16 protein-coding genes are annotated in these 18,557 nt (G+C 57.2%); 11 read left to right on the top strand and 5 right to left on the bottom strand.

Going from position 1 to position 18,557, the window contains the following annotated elements:
* The first annotated feature begins 52 nt into the window (after nt 1-52).
* From VZ068_RS17795 to VZ068_RS17755, 9 genes are all read left to right on the top strand, one after another.
* Nucleotides 53-271, top strand: coding sequence for a YdcH family protein (locus VZ068_RS17795; protein WP_002814034.1), 219 nt, complete (start codon nt 53-55; stop codon nt 269-271).
* Between the two features lie 238 nt (nt 272-509).
* A complete protein-coding gene (locus VZ068_RS17790) occupies nt 510-1,880 on the top strand; it encodes a pyridoxal-phosphate dependent enzyme (RefSeq protein WP_259156539.1) in 1,371 nt (456 codons plus the stop codon).
* Nucleotides 1,881-1,969: 89 nt separating this feature from the next.
* Nucleotides 1,970-3,184 carry a cystathionine gamma-synthase gene (locus VZ068_RS17785; protein WP_349656036.1) on the top strand — a complete coding sequence of 405 codons (1,215 nt, stop codon included), beginning with the start codon at nt 1,970-1,972 and terminating at the stop codon, nt 3,182-3,184.
* Complete coding sequence (locus VZ068_RS17780; protein WP_046963328.1) at nt 3,177-3,995, top strand: ABC transporter permease; 819 nt, start codon at nt 3,177-3,179, stop codon at nt 3,993-3,995. Before VZ068_RS17785 ends, VZ068_RS17780 begins: the two co-directional genes overlap by 8 nt.
* A gap of 41 nt (nt 3,996-4,036) precedes the next feature.
* Nucleotides 4,037-5,383 carry an ABC transporter ATP-binding protein gene (locus tag VZ068_RS17775; protein ID WP_349656035.1) on the top strand — a complete coding sequence of 449 codons (1,347 nt, stop codon included), beginning with the start codon at nt 4,037-4,039 and terminating at the stop codon, nt 5,381-5,383.
* Nucleotides 5,380-5,937, top strand: coding sequence for a CatB-related O-acetyltransferase (locus VZ068_RS17770; protein ID WP_349656034.1), 558 nt, complete (start codon nt 5,380-5,382; stop codon nt 5,935-5,937). The genes VZ068_RS17775 and VZ068_RS17770 overlap by 4 nt, the downstream gene beginning before the upstream one ends.
* Nucleotides 5,876-7,057, top strand: coding sequence for a class I SAM-dependent methyltransferase (locus tag VZ068_RS17765; protein ID WP_349656033.1), 1,182 nt, complete (start codon nt 5,876-5,878; stop codon nt 7,055-7,057). The genes VZ068_RS17770 and VZ068_RS17765 overlap by 62 nt, the downstream gene beginning before the upstream one ends.
* Nucleotides 7,058-7,105: 48 nt before the next feature.
* The gene (locus tag VZ068_RS17760) at nt 7,106-9,613 is read left to right on the top strand and encodes a glycosyltransferase (RefSeq protein WP_349656032.1); all 2,508 of its coding nucleotides are present in this window, start codon (nt 7,106-7,108) and stop codon (nt 9,611-9,613) included.
* Entirely contained in the window at nt 9,610-10,578 is a 969-nt protein-coding gene (locus VZ068_RS17755; RefSeq protein ID WP_349656031.1) for a glycosyltransferase, read from the top strand. The genes VZ068_RS17760 and VZ068_RS17755 overlap by 4 nt, the downstream gene beginning before the upstream one ends.
* A 58-nt stretch (nt 10,579-10,636) precedes the next feature.
* Here the strand turns inward: VZ068_RS17755 and VZ068_RS17750 are convergent, their stop codons facing one another.
* Both VZ068_RS17750 and VZ068_RS17745 read right to left on the bottom strand, forming a co-directional pair.
* A complete protein-coding gene (locus VZ068_RS17750) occupies nt 10,637-11,215 on the bottom strand; it encodes a hypothetical protein (protein WP_349656030.1) in 579 nt (192 codons plus the stop codon).
* A complete protein-coding gene (locus tag VZ068_RS17745) occupies nt 11,212-12,930 on the bottom strand; it encodes a hypothetical protein (protein WP_349656029.1) in 1,719 nt (572 codons plus the stop codon). The genes VZ068_RS17750 and VZ068_RS17745 overlap by 4 nt, the downstream gene beginning before the upstream one ends.
* A gap of 196 nt (nt 12,931-13,126) precedes the next feature.
* On the opposite strand from VZ068_RS17745, the gene VZ068_RS17740 reads away from it, so the two are divergent.
* Both VZ068_RS17740 and VZ068_RS17735 read left to right on the top strand, forming a co-directional pair.
* Complete coding sequence (locus tag VZ068_RS17740; protein ID WP_349656028.1) at nt 13,127-14,731, top strand: hypothetical protein; 1,605 nt, start codon at nt 13,127-13,129, stop codon at nt 14,729-14,731.
* A gap of 20 nt (nt 14,732-14,751) precedes the next feature.
* Nucleotides 14,752-15,273 (top strand): hypothetical protein, encoded by a 522-nt coding sequence (locus VZ068_RS17735; protein ID WP_349656027.1) that lies wholly within the window; start codon nt 14,752-14,754, stop codon nt 15,271-15,273.
* 41 nt (nt 15,274-15,314) lie between these two features.
* Here VZ068_RS17735 and VZ068_RS17730 read toward each other — a convergent pair whose 3' ends face one another.
* The 3 genes from VZ068_RS17730 to VZ068_RS17720 form a co-directional block, all read right to left on the bottom strand.
* The gene (locus VZ068_RS17730; RefSeq protein ID WP_349656026.1) at nt 15,315-16,799 is read right to left on the bottom strand and encodes a hypothetical protein; all 1,485 of its coding nucleotides are present in this window, start codon (nt 16,797-16,799) and stop codon (nt 15,315-15,317) included.
* 69 nt (nt 16,800-16,868) lie between these two features.
* Nucleotides 16,869-17,261: a GtrA family protein gene (locus VZ068_RS17725; protein ID WP_349656025.1), complete on the bottom strand. Its 393-nt coding sequence runs from the start codon at nt 17,259-17,261 to the stop codon at nt 16,869-16,871.
* On the bottom strand, nt 17,258-18,556 hold the full coding sequence (locus VZ068_RS17720) for an NAD(P)/FAD-dependent oxidoreductase (RefSeq protein ID WP_349656024.1): 1,299 nt from the start codon (nt 18,554-18,556) through the stop codon (nt 17,258-17,260). Before VZ068_RS17720 ends, VZ068_RS17725 begins: the two co-directional genes overlap by 4 nt.
* Nucleotide 18,557: the final 1 nt, after the last annotated feature.

Genomic DNA, 18,557 nt, shown 5'->3' with positions numbered 1-18,557 from the left:
CTGCGCCGTCCGCGGCCGGGGCGTTCTTGTTTTAAGTGAAGGAGGTAACGCCATGTTCGAAGGGCAACCGCAGACCGAAATCGACGCATTGGTCAAGTCCGATCCCGAGTTCAAGCAGCTGTACCAACGCCACAAGCTCTTGAACAAGAAATGCATGGATGCCGAACTTGGGGTACTCCCCATCGACGACGTGACCTTGGGCCAGATGAAACGCGAAAAATTGCAGGCCAAAGAAAAGCTCACCCGGATGTACGACCAGCTCACGCACTGATCCTTCCCCACCGTTAGAACAAGTTCACCGTCGCGGGCGGTGGCGGCCTCCTCGTCGGCTTGCCACCGTCCGCGTCCTTGTTTTGGCCGATGCCGGCGCCACCAGGCGCCAGCATTTCGAGCAGTTGAGCACGCTCGTTCATAGGCGGGCACGATCGTTTCCCGCCTGGATGAGCATTCCCCGGCGGTTCGTCGGATAATGACCGGTCTAGCCCGCGCGGCGCAGCGACGATATCCCGATGGCGATCCATTCCTCCGTACTCGAACTGATTGGCAACACGCCGATCGTCAAGGCCCAGCGCCTGGACACCGGTGTCTGCGAGCTGTTCCTCAAGCTGGAGGCGAACAATCCCGGCGGATCGATCAAGGATCGCATCGGGCTGTCGATGATCGAAGCGGCCGAACGGCGCGGCGATCTCAAGCCCGGCGCCACGCTCGTGGAAGGCACCGCCGGCAACACCGGCCTGGGTCTGGCCCTGGTGGCGCAGCAGAAGGGCTACCAGCTGATCCTGGTGGTGCCGGACAAGATGAGCCGCGAGAAGATCTTCAATCTCAAGGCCATGGGCGCCAATGTGGTGCTGACCCGGTCGGACGTGGCCAAGGGCCACCCGGAGTACTACCAGGACCTGGCCGCCAGGATCGCCGCCGAGACCCCCGGTGCGTATTTCATCAATCAGTTCGGCAACCCGGACAACCCGGCTGCGCACGAATTCGGGACCGGTCCGGAAATCCTGGCGCAGATGGACGGCCAGCTGGACGCGATCGTGTTCGGTTGCGGCAGCTCCGGCACCATGACCGGCCTGTCGCGCGCCTTCGCCACCGCTTCGCCGCACACCGAGCTGGTACTGGCCGACCCGGTGGGTTCGATCCTGACCCAGTACATCGAAGAGGGCACGGTCAGCGAGAAGTCCGGCAGCTGGCTGGTCGAAGGCATCGGCGAAGATTTTCTGCCGGACATCTCCGACTTCACCCGGGTCAAGAAGGCCTATTCGATCAGTGATGCCGAAAGCTTCCACACCGCGCGCGAGCTGCTGGCCAAGGAGGGCGTCCTCGGCGGCTCGTCCACCGGTACCTTGCTGGCTGCGGCGCTGAAGTACTGCCGCGAGCAGACAACGCCCAAGCGCGTGCTGGTGTTCGTCTGCGATACCGGCAACAAGTATCTGTCGAAGATGTACAACGACTACTGGATGCTCGACAACGGCTTCCTGGAACGCCCGCAACACGGCGACCTGCGCGACCTGATCCTGCGCCCGTACAACAAGCGCGACACCGTGGTGGTGGGCCCGAAGGACCTGCTGACCACCGCCTATCAGCGCATGAAGCTGTATGACGTGTCGCAGCTGCCGGTGATCGACGACGGCGAACTGGTCGGCATCGTCGACGAGAGCGACGTGCTGCTGCATGTGTATGGCGATGAAGCGCGTTTTCGCGACCCGATTTCCACCGCAATGGTCAGCAAGCTCGACCGTCTGGATGTGGCCTCGCCGATCGAAGCGCTGCTGCCGGTGTTCGACCGCGGCCAGGTCGCCATCGTCATGGACGGCAAGCAGTTCCTCGGCCTGATCACCCGCATCGACCTGCTCAACTACCTGCGCCGCCGCGTGCAGTGACCGCACAATGCCGCGCGCGCTGGTGAGGCGCGCGGCATTGGCCGTTCAGACCTGCTTGCTACAATCGCCCACTTTTTCCGGGAACCTCCATGTCCAACAGCACGACCAAAGGCCACGAGGGCGAGCGCGCATTGGCGCTTGCAACGCTGGCGATCCATGGAGGGCAGTCGCCAGATCCCAGCACCGGCGCAGTGATGCCGCCGATCTATGCGACGTCCACCTACGCGCAGTCCAGCCCGGGCGAACATCAGGGCTTCGAGTACTCGCGCACCCATAACCCGACGCGCTTCGCCTACGAGCGCTGCGTTGCCGCGCTGGAAGGCGGTGCGCGCGCATTCGCGTTTGCTTCGGGCATGGCCGCCACGTCCACCGTGATGGAGCTGCTGGATGCCGGCAGCCACGTCGTGGCGATGGACGACCTGTATGGCGGTACCTTCCGCCTGTTCGAGCGTGTGCGTCGTCGCACCGCCGGCCTGGATTTCAGCTTCGTCGACCTGACCGACCCGGCTGCCTTCGAAGCCGCAATTGGTCCCGACACCAAGATGGTCTGGATCGAAACCCCGACCAACCCGATGCTCAAGCTGGTCGACATTGCGGCGATTGCCGCCATCGCCCGCAAGCACGGCCTGCTGATCGTGGTTGACAACACCTTCGCCTCGCCGATGCTGCAGCGCCCACTCAGCCTGGGCGCCGACATCGTCGTGCATTCGGCAACCAAGTATCTCAACGGCCACTCGGACATGGTGGGCGGCATTGCGGTCGTTGGCGATAACACCGAGCTTGCCGAGCAGATGGCGTTCCTGCAGAACTCCATCGGCGGCGTGCAAGGCCCGTTCGACAGCTTCCTTGCGCTACGCGGATTGAAGACCTTGCCGCTGCGCATGCGCGCGCACTGCGAGAACGCCCTGGCGCTGGCGCAGTGGCTGGAAACCCACCCCGCCGTCGAGAAGGTGATCTATCCCGGCCTGGCCTCGCACCCGCAGCATGCATTGGCCAAAACGCAGATGTCCGGCTTCGGCGGCATCGTCTCGATCGTGCTCAAAGGCGGGTTTGATGCGGCCAAGCGGTTTTGCGAGAAGACCGAGCTGTTCACCCTGGCCGAATCGCTGGGTGGTGTGGAAAGCCTGGTGAACCATCCCGCCGTCATGACCCACGCCTCGATCCCTGTGGCCCGCCGCGAGCAGCTTGGTATCAGCGATGCGCTGGTCAGGCTGAGTGTTGGGGTTGAGGATTTGTGGGATTTGCGGGGGGATTTGGAGCTGGCGCTTGGCGCGGCCGCAAAGGGAGCGGCTGAAAATGCGTAATCCCTTGTCCGTCTTGTCGGCTGTCCATAGTCTGCGACAGCACCGAAAGCTTATTTACCAATTGGCCAAGCGCGAGGTGCTGGGGCGTTACCGCGGCTCCATCGTCGGACTAGCTTGGTCATTTTTCAATCCGCTGCTGATGCTGGCGGTGTACACCTTCGTTTTCTCTTACGTGTTCAATGCACGCTGGGCAGGATCGGCGCAAGGTAGTAGGTCCGAGTTCGCGGTGGTTCTATTTGCGGGCATCATGGTCCATGCCTTTCTTTCCGAGTGCATAAGTAAGGCGCCCAATTTGGTGCTGGGGAATGCGAGCTACGTAAAGAAGGTAGTGTTTCCACTGGAAATCCTGACTTGGTCTGCAGTTGCATCGGCATTCTTCCACATGCTGATTACCCTGGCAGTGCTGCTTATTGCGCAATATTTCCTGCTTGGGCGACTGCCGCTGACCGTGTTGTATTTCCCGCTCGTCATTTTCCCGTTGGTGTTGGTCTCAACTGGCGTCACTTGGTTCTTTGCGGCACTGGGCGTGTACTACCGTGATATCGGGCAGATCACCGGACTATTGGCAACCGTGTTGTTGTTCATGAGTCCCGCGTTGTATCCAGTCTCTTCATTGCCGCCAAGCATGCAGAAGCTGATTTATCTCAATCCGCTCACTTTCATCATCGAGCAATCGCGCAACGTGTTGATGTGGGGCTTGCCGCCGGATTGGTCGGGGCTATTGAAGTACTTCATCGGAAGCGTGGTGCTTGCCTACCTTGGTTACTACTGGTTCCAACTGGTCCGTCGCGGATTCGCGGACGTTGTTTGACAGTGGTATCCACATTCGACACTGAACTAAGGGCTCCCCCAATGCCAGAGTTGGCAATCCAGGTTTCTGGCGTTTCCAAGTGTTACCAGGTCTACGACAAACCACACGACCGGATTAAGCAGGCTGTTGTGCCGCGCATGCATCGCGCGCTCGGCTTAGAGTCCCGGCGGTATTTCAAAGAGTTCTGGGCGCTGCAAGACCTTTCTTTCGAGGTCCGCAAAGGCGATACGGTCGGCATTATCGGGCGGAATGGCTCGGGCAAGTCGACGCTGCTGCAGATGATCTGCGGCACGCTCACTCCCAGTACTGGTGACATCAAAGTAAAAGGACGCGTTGCTGCGTTACTGGAACTCGGTGCGGGTTTCAATCCCGAATTCACTGGGCGCGAAAATGTGTTCATGAGTGCCGCCATCCTTGGTCTGAGCCATGAGGAGGTCGTGGAGCGCTTTGATCGGATCGTGGCCTTCGCCGATATCGGTGACTTTGTCGATCAGCCTGTCAAGGTGTATTCCAGTGGTATGTACGTGCGTCTGGCGTTTGCGGTGATCGCGCATGTCGATGCAGACATCCTGGTAGTCGACGAAGCGCTAGCTGTGGGAGACGCGGTGTTCGTGCAAAAATGCATGCGCTTTCTGCGTTCTTTCCGCGAGCGCGGTACGTTGTTGTTCGTCAGTCATGACACCAACTCGGTCCTGAGCTTTTGCCAGTCCGCGATTTGGCTGGACAAAGGCGTAATGCGCATGCACTCCAGTGCGCAGGAAACTACCCAGGCCTACATCGAGTATTGTGCCCAGGAAAGTTATGGCGATGAGGTGAAACTGCAAGCGCTGGATCGCCGGCAGATCAAAGGCAGCATATCCCCGAGTGGACGGACGCCGATCAAGCCTGTCGAAGAAGTCACTCTGGAGATGTTCGATAACATCGCCCATTCGGACGGATGGAAGTCAGACGAGGCAAGCATTGAGAAAGTCTCGTTGACCAACATCGACGATCCCTCACGGGCTTTCTTCTATGGTGGCGAGCATGTTCTGCTGCGGATTTCGGCACAGGTTCACCGTGACATGAATAGTCCGATTATCGGGTTTTTCGTCAAAGACAGTCTTGGGCAGTCGTTGTTCGGTGAACATACCTATACCCATGTGCAGCCACCGATGGAGTTGAAAGCTGGGCAGGCAGTGGAAGCCGAGTTCGAGTTTCACCTGCCATTGCTGCCGAATGGCGACTACTCGATGACGGTATCCATCGCAGAGGGCGACCCGGTGACAAATACTCAGCATCATTGGCTGCACGATGCGGTAATTTTGAGGGTTTCATCGCCGACCCTGCGTTACGGACTGGTTGGTATTCCTTTCGACCGGGTACAGATGCTGATGGTGGATAAATCGTGAGCGGATACGCAAGCCAGATCGCTCCGTTGCTTAGCCATGATCCACGTGTGGAGGTCGGACGCTTTACCTACGGGAATCCGCAATTCAAGGTGTGGAGCGATGACGAGTCGGTGAGTGTCGGGGCATTTTGCTCGATCGCAGAAGAAGTCGTCATCTTCGGTGGTGGCGAGCATCGCAGCGAGTGGGTGACGACCTTTCCGTTACGCATTGCGTTTGGCGATGCTCTCGCCGGACGCGACGGCCATCCGGCGACCAAGGGGCCGACGCGGATCGGCAATGATGTATGGATCGGCTATGGCGCGACCATTCTTTCCGGTGTGACTGTAGGCGACGGCGCGATCATTGGTGCGCGCGCTGTGGTTACGCGAGACGTGGCGCCGTATTCGGTAGTGACGGGCAACCCTGCACGCCAGGTGAAAATGCGTTTTACGCCCGAACAGGTCGACGCGTTGATGCGTATCCGCTGGTGGGATTGGCCGATCGAGGAGATTCATGCGCGGCAGTCCGATCTTTGTGGCGGCAGCGTGGAAGCGTTCGTTCAGCGATTTCGTTAAACAAGACGGCACATGGGCCATTGGCCTTGTTGCTACATACAAGATTTATGAGGCCCTGATGATCAGCTTCACCATCAACAATTCGATGTTCATGCAGCCGCGCAACACGCCCGAAAGCGCGTGGTTGGGGCATATTCCATTTGCAGCCTGGCTGGTTGAACTCGTGCGCCCATATATTCTTGTAGAGTTGGGAACGCATCGTGGCGCCTCTTACCTGGCTTTCTGTCAAGCTGTCCAGACTTGCGCGGCTCCGACACGATGCTATGCGGTCGACACGTGGCAAGGTGATGAGCATGCCGGCGAATACGGCGATGAAGTGTTTCTGCCGCTGTTGGATTATCACGAGCGCAACTACGCAGATTTCTCCCGTCTCATGCGTATGCGCTTCGAGGAAGCCGTCGAATATTTTGATGACGGTACTGTTGATGTATTGCATATCGATGGCCTGCACACGTATGAAGCGGTTCGAAACGATTTCGAGACATGGCAGGCAAAGCTTTCCAGGCGCGCAGTCGTCCTGTTCCATGACATCAACGTCCGGGAGCGTGGCTTTGGCGTTTGGAAGTATTGGGACGAGATGCGAGTCCAGTATCCATCATTCGCTTTCACGCACACTCACGGCTTGGGGGTATTGCTTGTTGGCCCCGAACAGCCCCAGCCGTTGTTAGATCTGTGTCGTCTGGACGATGCTAATGGAGATGCAGTGCTTGGTAATAGGTTGTTCGATCAGCTCGGTAAGCTGATCGACGCCAATATCGACATAGTAACTCTGGCTCGAGAGCAGGGCCGCCTTATTGGCTTGGTTAACGAGCATGAAGCTGCCCGCCAGGCGCTTAGTCAGGAGGTCGTCGATCTCAAGACAGGTCTTGAGCAGCGGATAGATGCGCTGCACAAAGGAGCCTTGAAGATGGATGAGCTGAAATCCTCTTTAGATGCCGCTGATTCGTTGCTTCGCGAGCAGCTGAGTCACAGTCAGGCAATTCTTGCTTTTCGTGAGAAGGAAAACCAGGATTTAAATGCATCGTTGCTGTCCATCACAAGAGAATTGGAGCGGGTGCGAGGGTCGTTGAGTTGGCGTTTGATGGGGCCATTTCGGCGGGTACGCAGATTATTCGGTTGATTTGTAACTGATTGCCCACCACCACACGGCGACAAATGGTATGTCTCGATGAAGCAATGGCGCGTTCTGATCCTCGATACGAAGAGGAGCAATCCGAATCACTACATCTGCTTGGCCATGGCCAGGGCCTTGGCTGAAGTGGACTCGGTGGAGTGCGTGGTGCGTGCAGACTACGCCGGCGCCGTTTTGGCAGCGGAGCGTGGTGCCTGCAATCTCTTTATCGCCTTTGACGGGGAGCAGCTGGACCGCCCCATCGTCGAGCGCATCGCCCAGGTATGCGGACGCAGCGTGCTTTGGGTGACTGAGGATCCGTACGAACGCAGCATCAATGTTGCTAATGCTGATCTTTTCGATTTGGTGTTCACCAACGACTCGGGAAGTGTGTCTGGATACGGCGGCAAGGGTGTGTCGCTGCCGCTAGCAGCCGATCCACGCTTTCATTTTCATGCTATCCCCGATGATCACGACGATGCCCATTATCTGTACGACCTGTTTTTCGCAGGTACGGCATGGCCCAATCGCTCCGACTTTCTGGCGCGCCTGCAGTCAGCGATTCCGGAGATTAATCTGAAGCTGGCGTTGCCCGCTAATCCTTATATTCCGGCGCCCAAACTCGGCATGGATCCGAGCGCCTACGACTGGCGCACGCCAAATACCGAATTCGCCCGGTTCGCCAACCGTAGCCGTTCGGTCCTGACCCTGCATCGTTCATTCTCGTCTTCGGGCAACGATCCAGTGGCGCATACGCCTGGTCCGCGTTTCTTCGAGGTCGCGCTGGCCGGTGGTTTTCAGCTGGTCGATGTTTCTATTCCCGAAATCCGGGTCCAGGATTACTACCAAGAGGGTCGCGACTACGTTGGCTTCGACGGTCCTGCAGATTGTATTGAGAAACTGAGGCATTACCTGGCGCGTCCTGAGGAGCGTATGGCGGTTGCCCGATCGGCGCAGGCGGTTACGCTGAAGCAGCATCTATACCTACATCGGGTGGAGTATCTACTGTCTTGTGTAGATGCTTTGCGGGGCGAGCCCGAGTCAAGCAGGAAGCCTGGCGAAGTTTCTCCACTGGCTCGACGTAAAGTTCTGGTCGTGTCGCACAATATCCTCGGTGTAGCTCCTTACGGAGGCGTGGAGGTCTATCAAGACTCAGTACGCCGGGCATTGGCCGACGAGATTGAGTTCCTATTTTATACGCCCGACCGTAGCGTCCAGCCTAGCGGCAGTCGCTATACATTGCGCAACGAAGCACTGGAAGTCATCGAATCGATCGGCTTTGATGGAGGGCTGGACGAGGCCGCATTGACCTGTTCCATGCGCGAAGAAGCTTTTTCCGGATTACTTTATAAGTACGGCATTGAGCTGGTGCATTTCCAGCACCTGATAGGGCATCCGCCTTCGATCTGCCTGCTGCCTGCAGCTTTAGGGTTGCGTTGTCTCTTCAGCCTCCACGACTACTATGCCGTATGTTCTCGCTTCAATCTGCTCGATTATCGTGAGGTGTACTGCAATATTCCCTCGCTGCCGATCGAAACTTGCGATGTCTGCCTAAATGCTTCGCGAGGTGCTGACACCGGCAGCCAAGCACGCCGACGTGCTTTCTTCAGTCGCGTGCTGGAGAACATGGACGTCCTGCACGCAAATACGCCCGGAGTCGCTGCACTCTACGAGCGCATGTATCCGGGGCTGTCGGACTCCGGGCGTCTTCGCGTCAATGCGGTGCCCATGCCAAAGGATGACGAAATAGCCGCTGTGCCGCTGCCGCAGTTACATAGGGGCAAGTTGAGGGTTGCCATACCCGGCAACTTTACTCGCAACAAGGGCGGCAACGAACTGATCCACGTGCTCAATCAACTTCGTTACGATGAAGTGGAAGTCAGTATTGTGGGTCCGGTTCCGCCCGAATACCAGACGATTCTGGATATTCTGAAGATTCCCAACCTGAAGCTACATGGTGCCTATAAACCAGGAACGTTGAAGCAGATCCTGGCAGGCCATGATCTGTCGATCCACTTCTCGATTTGGCCCGAGACCTACTGCATTAGCCTGTCCGAAGCATGGTCGGCCGGAGTGGTTCCGATTGTTTCTGATATCGGGGCCCTGGGGGAGCGGGTGATCCATGGGGAAAATGGCTACGTAATTCCAGTCAGCGAAGCGGGCAGTATGGTTTGCCTAATCCGCCAGCTGATTGCCGACCGTACCGGCTTGGAAACCATACGTGGCCGCGTGTTGGCGGCGACCACGCAAAATCATGACGAACACATGCAGTGGCTCCGTGACCTGTATGTCGAGCTGCTGCCGCTGCAGCCCTTCGTGCAACATACGCAAAAGTACCCGCGCGGCAACACCATTCGAGATCTGGGCATTTTACTCGTCGAACCGAACTGGGTAATCCCGCCGCGTGCGGCAAGCGTCGCCGATGGAGGTAATGGCCCAATTCCGGTTCTCCCGATAGGCCTCGTACGCAAGGCATACCGCTTCTATAACAAAAACGGGCTTGGAAATACGATCGCGAGAGTTCTGCAGGAAATTGCGCGGCGCCTCGGAGGAGTGCGGACATGAGTGCTTTTGCGCAAAAGATCTTAGTCAGCGGGGCATCTCCTGACAACCAGAACCGTAATGTCGTTCTTCGCAAGTATGTGGCAGAAGGGTTTGCGCAACTGCCGCACGTAGTGCAAGCGTTGGCCACCCCGTTGGAATTTGCCGCTGAACGTGCGAGCGAGCTGCAGCCAGATGTAGTTGTCTGTTTTGGATCGTGCATGCCTGACGATGCCGAGTACGCCCGTCTACGCCGCTATTGCACGCAGGCTGGTGTGCCGATGGTGTTCTGGCTGCACGATGACCCTTATGAGTTCGATTACAACTACAAGATCCTTCAAGTTGCCGATATCGTCTTCAGTAATGACCGCTGGTGTGCCGAGCACTATGCACACCCGTTTGCGCGGCACTTGCCTCTGGCCGCTAGCCAGCAAGCACATTGGCGGCCGGTTCGCGCTGATAAAGACATCAACATTTTTTTCTGCGGCGTCGCTTTCGCCAATCGTAAGCGCCTGTTGGGTGACCTGAGCAAGACCCTGCAGTCGTACGATGCGATGATTCTTGGGGATGGCTGGCCCAATGAGCTAGCGTTCTGCAGCAATCGTCGACTGCCTAATGATCAGCTGTCCGATCACTATGCGCGGTCTTTGGTGACACTCAATATGGGTCGTGATTTCAATTACGCCAACGATCGCTTCAAACTCGAGCCTTCTACACCTGGCCCGCGAACCTTCGAGGCTGCTATGGCCGGAACCACTCAGGCGTTCTTCGTCGAGAGTCTAGAGATCACCGAATACTACCGCCCTGGTAGCGAGATCCTGCTGTACAACTCGGCTGCTGAGTTTGCACACCTGATGGATCAGGTACTGTCGGATCGTGGTGGGTGCGCACGTATCGCAGAGGCGGCGCAACGCCGCACCATCAACGAACATACCTACCAGGCGCGCGCGCAGCACATTCTCGATGTCGTAGACGAGTGGCGCGCGTGAGGTAATTGAGCCCTCATCGGGTCTGAAGACGGGGGGCGACGCTCCCACGCCCCGGTTACTACTGTGCGGCCACTTCCGCCACCACGACCTTGGGATCTCGCATCAGCGTCCAGATCCCCTGCTGCGCACTCGGTACCAGCTGAATCTTTACGTTATCTCCAGCCAGTGGTGCAAGGTCCAGTTCGATTCGGGTCCATTCGGTCTGTTTTTCCAGGCTGGGCGTCAGTGTCGCCTGCAGGGGCGGCTTGCCCGGCGAGAGTGCAAGCACTCGGAACTCGACTTCGGTAGCACGGTCGCGGGGCCACTCCGGATGCACGCGAACCTCAGCGACAAAGCGACTGCGTCGCGTCGCCGGCACATGATCGAAACGCAGCCATTGTCCAGTATTGATCCATGATTCGTGGTGCAAGGGCGGGTCACGATCTGGCCGATTTATGCCGAGAACCGCCCCACCGTTCCGATAGACAGAAATTTGAGTCCAGCGACCGAGGTCGACTTGCTCGCCATTCTCGATAAAGCCGCCGTCATTGCTGAGTCGGTAGACCAGGCGAGGAGCAACGAGTGCGCTGACGGCAACGAAACCGACTGCAACAGCCATGCAGAGATTAGGAGTCAGCCATTGCAGATGGCGGCTCATCGAACATGCTCCGGAATTCCTCCTGGAAGGGGCAGCCGGAGTGGCCGCGGCCAAGCGATGCATGCAGCGGTAAACAGCATGCCTACCGTGATTGCGGCGAGGTAGTAAGCGTTGAACTCGCCGACGTAGCGTCCTGGTGGGTAGCGCCAGAAGTAGATCATCAGGTACTCGGCAATCATCGCCAATCCAATGACAGTCATCGTGCTGTTGCGCAGCAAGTGGAATCCGATGGAGAACGATATCAGTACTGGTATCGCTGCGAACATCATGATCGGCAGAAGGAAATGATCGTCGCGTCGGTATAGGCCAAGGCCTGGAATCAGGGGCAGGAGGAAGAATGCAATTAGCGCCAGCCGCGGCAACCACTGTGATGAATTGGCATGTGTCAGGCCTCGGCAGGCAACAGCGCCTCCAATCAGCCCCAGTGCGAACCAGGCGCGCATGAATTGCGTGCGGAATAGAGTCTCACCCAGTGCGCGCCAGCCGGTCGCCTCGTTCGAGAGGCGATAGTTGAGTATCAGGTCGAGCGTTTCGATTGGCAAAATTCCCTTGATCATGTTTATCCATGGCAGGTTCACGAGGTTCGTAGCATTCGTCGAGGCATAGAATCCCTGCGCGATCTGTTCGGCGCTATGGTGCAGGCCATGGTTGACCGAAACGTTGTAAAGATAATATGTACGAAGCGGGGTGGCACTTCCGGTCAAGTGTTCCGCTGCGAACCAAGCGGCCGGTACAGCCAGGCAAATGAGTAACATTGCTGCCAATCGGGGCCAGGCCATTGACGACTGTCTCCACCCTTGGGCTATTAGGGTGAAGATCAGTACTCCCCCAAATGACAAATGGGCCCAGAGGAAGGACCCGTGTGCGAAGAACGACGCACCGCTGAGCAACATTGCTGCAATCCACTTTTGGCGTAGCGCTTGATTGCAGGCATAGCACAAGAGCGCAAGTGCCAGCAATTTGGGCCATGCCCCAATGCTGTTGAACACCAGGAAGGGTGATGCCAGAACCAACAGGCTGATGATCAACGCGCTACGGCCACGACTGAAGCGTTCGACGATCCCCAGAAGGCTGAGTGCAGAGATTGCGTTGATCGCAATCCATAGGCTGACATAAGCGAACGCGGTCAGTTCTGAGTAGTCGAAGAACCTGGAAGGTAGACGGATGCCGAAAGCGGGTAGGGTGCCGGCGGTGATGATTCCACCTAGGAATGGGCGGTCGAACAGAGCAAAATCCTCTGCGCCGATAAGGTTTTTGCCAAACAGTAGGTATTGCGCCTGCAGCGCTGCCTGGGGCGAATCACCCGGAGTGATGTTGGTCAGCGTGTAGATGCTCCAGAAGATCGTAACGCCACGCCCTGGACCACCGTGGAAGCTAAGTAGCAACCCGAAACAGACCAAACTGTACGATATAACCAGCAGGGTCGGCATGCACAGGCCTGCAAGCTGAGGCCGCTGCCAGCGCCAACTAACCAAGCAACCGGCAAGCAGGATCCAAAGCGATGCCCCGCTCCAAGACGGCGCGACAATGAGAAACGCACTGGCCAACAATACATGGGCCAGCAGGCCGGCAAGCAGCACCGAGGCGCCGCGTTCCCAGCGGCATGTGATGCCGCGGATCCATGTGTGTCCGACGGTGCTCCCGACAAGACAAAGAATTACTAGGTAGGCGGGACCTACCAGCGCCGCTAGAGTGGCGGTCTGTAGCTGACTCATCCTGTGATCCCAAAGCTTGCGTTGCCGTAATCGTCCGGCACAGACGATTCTCTATTATAAGGTTGCCGCGTACCAAGTAAGCCGAAGCATCCTGGCGATACGATGGCGTGATCAGACTGCGGAATTGCTCTATCCTCTAGCCATCGGGCTGCAGTCTCGGGAGCTGCAGCCCATTTTTCTTACGGGGGTGTTGAAGATGATGGCGATGCTGGTGGCACTGGGGTTGATCGCATTGACCGCCTTATTGGTGCTTGTGGTAGGCGGAGCCATTGTTGCCTGTTCTGCGCGTGGCCGTATGCTCATGGGATTGGAGTTGTTGTCTTACTCCATTGGGTTCGGGATCTTGGGGCTCGCGATTCTAGGCGTGGGCGTCGTTTCGGTGTCTCTGGATTATCAGACCAATGCATGGGTGCTGCTCTCCATCGGATTGCTATTGTCGTGTGTCCAGTGGTATCGAACAAACGTCTTTTCGCGCATGTTTGGATCCAAGGCAGGTACGTCAGCGACGGATGCACGAATTGCGATACTGGGATGGCTGTTGATGGCCAGTATCCCGATGTTGATCACCTTCTTGCCGGTCAAGATGCCCTCTGACCTGCCGGATGGCGCATACGTGATCAAGAATGACCACTTGCATGTCAGGGTGCAGGTGATGATGGGGGCAATGCCAGCCGACAATTTCATTCCTTTCGCTGCAACGGAGTACTTGCTGCGCGATATCTCCTTCGCGGAGGAGCGGCCCTTGATGCCGGGCCAGGAACTCGCCAACCGACCTATCTTGATGTCGCTAGCGGCTGTGCCGCTGCGTGCTGCAATGGGCCCTCCGCAAAAGGTGGTCGGGCCGTTGCCTACATTTCGCTATGTTGGCAAGCAGTGGCCTGACGTCGGAAGCTTTGGCGACGATCGTAGCTACCGTCGGTTTCTGGCAGTGGCTTTGGTCCTGAATGCTTCGCTCTTTGTCGGCGCTGCATTGCTCTTCCAATACTTCAGGCTGCGGCGCGGCTACTGGATTGCGGGTCTACTGGTCTTCGGCAGTAGTCCTTATTTTATCGGGCAGACGCTATTCGCCTGGCCAAAATCGCTTGCTGCGTTCTTCTTGTTGCTGAGCGCCTTTACCTTGCTGGCCCGCGACCGCACCTGGGTCGCTGGCCTGTTGGCTGCTTTGGCCTATTGGTCGCACCCGTATGCCGTAGTGTTCATCGGTGCATTTGCTTTGTATCTGTTGATCCGGGAACGAAACGATCAAAACCCTCGCCGCGGACTGTTGCCGTTTGCGATAGTCGCCACCGGAGGACCAGTGGTTTGGTGGGCGTGGGCGTACTGGTACCTGCAGTTGCCATCGGACTTGGTTGAGCAGAATCTTAGCGTGAGCGCAGGTTTTGCGTCACATGCCGCAACGCGTTTCATTAACCTGCTTAATGCAATCGCACCCATCAGCTTCCATGCTTTACCATCTGTCGTCGACTTGGTGCAAGCATCTCTGCTTGGCATTGTCGGCGCTGTCGGGCTTCTGCTGTTGCCCCAAGCCGCATTCGCATCTGTCCAATGCATCCGCCAGCATTCCAAGGAATTTGTATTGCTGCTGGCATTGCCTTCGGCGTTACTGATCAGTGTGTTCAGCGTACTGACCATTCCCGCAGTTCACGGCCTTCATGCAGTTTCCGTGGCGCTGCTGATGCTATCCCTGCGCTGGATGCAGCAGAGAAACCTTACTTCACTGATGCTGGCCTGCGTCACAGGGCAGCTAGTAATCAATATCGCCTTGTTACTGCATCGCGGTCATGCGTTGCTGTTCGGCTGAACCGTCTTTTTGGAGGAATCATGCATAAACACCTTCTTATCAGCCTCTTGCCGTTCTCGTTGGCGGCTTGCCATCAACATCCTCCTCGCGATTGCCAGCTCGGTGCCAATGTTCAGGTGCAAGTTCGCTCGCCATTCGACGATTCTTCCAACCGATCCATTCGGCTCTCTGCAGGTGAGACGATCCGTGGAACGTTTTCTCCTGTCGGAGCATTGCGAGTGGATTCCATTGCGGTGCAGATTGGAAATGGCGGAGGAGCCGCAGATGGCGAAGTGGAGTTCCGCCTCTGCCAGGATGGCCGTTGTGTCGAGGGCAAAGCTCCGCTGCAGGGCTCGAAGGACAATGATTATCTAGAGATTGGATTACGTCCTAATCTTGGTGTGACGTTCGAGGGAGGCGTGATTAGTTACGAATTCAGAAGACTGTCCGGCACCAAGGAAATGGTGGCTTGGATCTACCCGGGTATGGGGCGGCAGACTGGATCAACGTTGACTGCAGGCAGCACGGCTGAAACGTTGAACCTAATGCTTCGGCAACACTAGCCTTCAGCGGGGCAGGTGTGCCGACCTGCCCGTCATCATTTTCATTTACCTTGGTCTTGGAATTTCACGCAGTCGCGGCAGCCAAGTTCGCTTTCTAGCAATCCGCTGAACTGATGCAGTTCAGCGTGGAACTCGGGATCCAATTCTAAAAGTGGACGGTCTTGAATGAAGCCTGTCGTCTTCAGTTGCATGCGGGCGTCATTCACGACTTTGGACCAGCTTACCGAGAATGGCGTTGCGAAAATTGGCCAAAGCGTCGTCACCGTCGTGAAAAAGACGTAAGTCGCGATCACGGTCCCTCCGCCAATCGCGCTGGCGGGCAGGATGATCCAATTACCCAGACTTTTTGCCATCGGGATCAGTAGCAAGGGGCTGAGCAGAAAAATGAAAAACGCGGGAAAGATCAGGTAGCGAGTGCCGAATAGAAATGGATTTATCGCGGTATTTCCAGGTGAATACTGGAGGCGAACTACGATCAGGGCGCAATAAAGCCCCAGCGAAAACGCGAAGATTCCAGTAAGCAGTCCGTAAGCGACCAGTAACGGCTTCTGCTCCCGTCGGCCCTTCCATAACAGTGCGATCGCTGTCGCGACCAGGGCGAGAAGTAGCGCGTACCCATATGCTGCGTCGGTGGCATAGGTATCGGGATTCGGCCAAGGGAAGCGGCCGTTAGCCCAGAGCGAGCGGGCACCGCCCTGGACAGACCCCATGTAGAGAGCGCCCATTCTGGTCACTTGATCGCTCCAGCCGACCGCCCGCTCGCCAGTCGCTTGCTCGGGGCTCTGTGCCATGACTGCGGCATGTATCAGTGTCATGATCGTAGCCGCCGTAGCGGCTGCATATGCCTTGGCAGGCAGTCTGAGTGCCCATGTACATGCGATGGTGGCCACGATGACCGTAACGCTGATCGTGAAGCCCACGCCGAACAGATGCATCGAGGCATAGCCCCATGCGAGAGCCCAGTAAATGTGTTTGATGTCACTGGTGCGTGTGGCGTTCAGCAGATTCGACGTTGCCATTGCGCCGCAAGAAATACAAAGTAGCTGAGCGGCCATGAATGGCCACGTCGTCAATTCTAGAACTGTGGGTTGTACGACGAATGCCATTGCCACCAGCCCTGCGATGACCGCGCAGGCCCGCTGATGCAGAGACGTAAATACAAGTGCGGAGCGGCTGAGCAGATAGAGTGAGGTCGACAGAAGTCCGAGCACAAGCATCTGACGAATGAACCAGTACTGCTCATCAGCGCCAAACCAACCCGCCTGCACGAACTCCAAGATGAAGAACACCGGTGTGAAGTGGCCGTTGCGAGCATGCGTCAACAACGGCTTGATGAAATCGAAATGGTCGCCATGGCTCCAGGCTTGCGCGATGAACAAGCCCGATTCTGCCTTGAACGGCGTTATGTTGAGCCCGATCAGGTGGCTGTATGCCGCAATGAGCAAGGAGGAGACGATGAAGGCGATGACAACGTGCCAGGTGTCTACCGCTTTGCTTGCGCCGTTGAAATGCTCGCTGGGAATCATGTCGTATGGAGTGCTTGTCATTGAGTGGAGCAGAAAGGTTAGAGCGCTGGCTGGCTGGGTGCGTCGTTGTTAGCTGCGGAAAGATAGTCGTTTGTGACCGATGTAACTCGTCAGCACCGGAGTGGCGACGCCGATGGCGTGCGCAATGGTCTCCGCGCCGCGAGTGACGCCCAAAAAGGGCAGCAGCCAGCGAGCCAGCAGTAGGCTGACGCAGAAGGTTTGCAAGAGCGCAATAGCATTAACGACCAGGAACCACATCACCTGAGAATGAGCTGCGTTGCTGGTGTCCTTGAAGGCAAGTTGTCGCATCAGAACGAATGCCACGACAAGGCCAACCATGAAGCCCAGAACGATCGCAAGTGAGTATGGAAACCACTGGCTGAAGAGAATGCGCGAACAGAAATTGGCAGCGGCTGCAATGCCACCGGATACGATAAACATGAAAAAGCGTTTGCTGATCACGGCTCGCCTGCTGCAGTCTCGGCCAGCGTAGTACCGACTGCCAAGCTTTCGGAAATCGAGCGGTCCTCAGGATAGTAATACGCTGTATCGGCCATATAGAAGCCGGTCAATGGTGTCTTCATCGCCGGCAGCATGTCCTGAAACCCTGGGGGGCAGATGGTCTGCGCAAATTCGTAACGGTGACAGTGCGTGGCGAGGACCCACTCCGGTTTGAATGCCGGGTTGATCTTGGGCATGTAGCTGATGACTTCATCGATCAGCTGCTGATTGCTCCATTGCCACTTCGGGTGGGTTTTGGGCATGTAATAGGGCGCGTACAGGATCTTCTGCGCGTTGTCCGTGCCCGGGTTGAGGTTGCTGTATTCGATCACGCCCGGAATAGCGATGCCGTCATCGCTGATATTCATCCAGAAGTTTTCGCTGATCGGTTGGCTAAGCTTGAGAATGACGCATGCGACCGGAATATTTTCGATTCGCCGTATGGAATCAGCGAATGCCGTAGGCAGTCCCGGAACCATCGCCGGCACGTACTGAATCGGTGCAGTTGAGATCACTGCATCGTATGCGTGGAATTGATTGCCCACGCGAATACCAGTGACCTGATTGGCTTCGGAAACCACTTCATCGATCGGCCGGCCGAGCAGGATACGGCCGCCGCGACGCTGGATCTCGGCCACCATGGCATCCAGCAGGATTGCCGAGCCGCCCTGCAGATAACCCAGGCTCTCGTTGAACAGGTTGCGGCGGGAGAGGGCGATGCGTTTGATGCGCGTGCCGATCCACGATGCCGACAGGTCGTTGGCGTACTCGAAGAACTTCAGGCCGAACGCTTTCTCCCACATGACCTTGTAGGCTTTCTTGCCGATCCAGCCGGTGATCCAGTCGCGTGCGTTCACCTTGTCGAGCGCTGACCAATCGGAGATGCTCTTGGTGTGCATGACGTGCAGCGCATAGCGCAGCTTGCTGATCGGGCCGAGGTGCGGGAAGCTCAGCAGCGCGAACGGTGAGCCCCATTTATACAATCGGCCATCGTAGAAATACCCCATTTTGGTGTCGGTCCACTTCAATTTGTCGGCCATGCCAAGGCGATCGAGCAATTTGAACAATGGGTAATCGGTTTTGCAGATGAAATGGTAATAGCGTTCGATCGAAAGGCCGTCGAAGTCGAACGCCGCCGACATGCCGCCGATGCGGTCGTCGCGCTCATAGATGTCCACCGCGTGGCCGCGGTCGAGAAGTTCGAGTGCGGCCATCAAGCCCATGGGGCCACTGCCGATAATTGAATACTTGCTCATG

The organism is Xanthomonas sp. 10-10, from assembly GCF_040182365.1.
In the GTDB taxonomy this organism is placed as follows: Bacteria; Pseudomonadota; Gammaproteobacteria; order Xanthomonadales; family Xanthomonadaceae; genus Xanthomonas; species Xanthomonas arboricola_F.
This window is presented reverse-complemented; position numbering and strand designations above follow the sequence as displayed.

Bases quoted from the DNA above. Each gene is read 5' to 3' on its own strand.
- VZ068_RS17790 (WP_259156539.1), top strand. From the start codon at position 510: ATGGCGATCCATTCCTCCGTACTCGAACTGATTGGCAACACGCCGATC.
- VZ068_RS17760 (WP_349656032.1), top strand. From the start codon at position 7,106: ATGAAGCAATGGCGCGTTCTGATCCTCGATACGAAGAGGAGCAATCCG.
- VZ068_RS17775 (WP_349656035.1), top strand. From the start codon at position 4,037: ATGCCAGAGTTGGCAATCCAGGTTTCTGGCGTTTCCAAGTGTTACCAG.
- VZ068_RS17730 (WP_349656026.1), bottom strand. From the start codon at position 16,799: ATGATTCCCAGCGAGCATTTCAACGGCGCAAGCAAAGCGGTAGACACC.
- VZ068_RS17785 (WP_349656036.1), top strand. From the start codon at position 1,970: ATGTCCAACAGCACGACCAAAGGCCACGAGGGCGAGCGCGCATTGGCG.
- VZ068_RS17735 (WP_349656027.1), top strand. From the start codon at position 14,752: ATGCATAAACACCTTCTTATCAGCCTCTTGCCGTTCTCGTTGGCGGCT.
- VZ068_RS17740 (WP_349656028.1), top strand. From the start codon at position 13,127: ATGATGGCGATGCTGGTGGCACTGGGGTTGATCGCATTGACCGCCTTA.
- VZ068_RS17795 (WP_002814034.1), top strand. From the start codon at position 53: ATGTTCGAAGGGCAACCGCAGACCGAAATCGACGCATTGGTCAAGTCC.
- VZ068_RS17780 (WP_046963328.1), top strand. From the start codon at position 3,177: ATGCGTAATCCCTTGTCCGTCTTGTCGGCTGTCCATAGTCTGCGACAG.
- VZ068_RS17750 (WP_349656030.1), bottom strand. From the start codon at position 11,215: ATGAGCCGCCATCTGCAATGGCTGACTCCTAATCTCTGCATGGCTGTT.
- VZ068_RS17755 (WP_349656031.1), top strand. From the start codon at position 9,610: ATGAGTGCTTTTGCGCAAAAGATCTTAGTCAGCGGGGCATCTCCTGAC.
- VZ068_RS17720 (WP_349656024.1), bottom strand. From the start codon at position 18,556: ATGAGCAAGTATTCAATTATCGGCAGTGGCCCCATGGGCTTGATGGCC.
- VZ068_RS17765 (WP_349656033.1), top strand. From the start codon at position 5,876: ATGCGCGGCAGTCCGATCTTTGTGGCGGCAGCGTGGAAGCGTTCGTTC.
- VZ068_RS17745 (WP_349656029.1), bottom strand. From the start codon at position 12,930: ATGAGTCAGCTACAGACCGCCACTCTAGCGGCGCTGGTAGGTCCCGCC.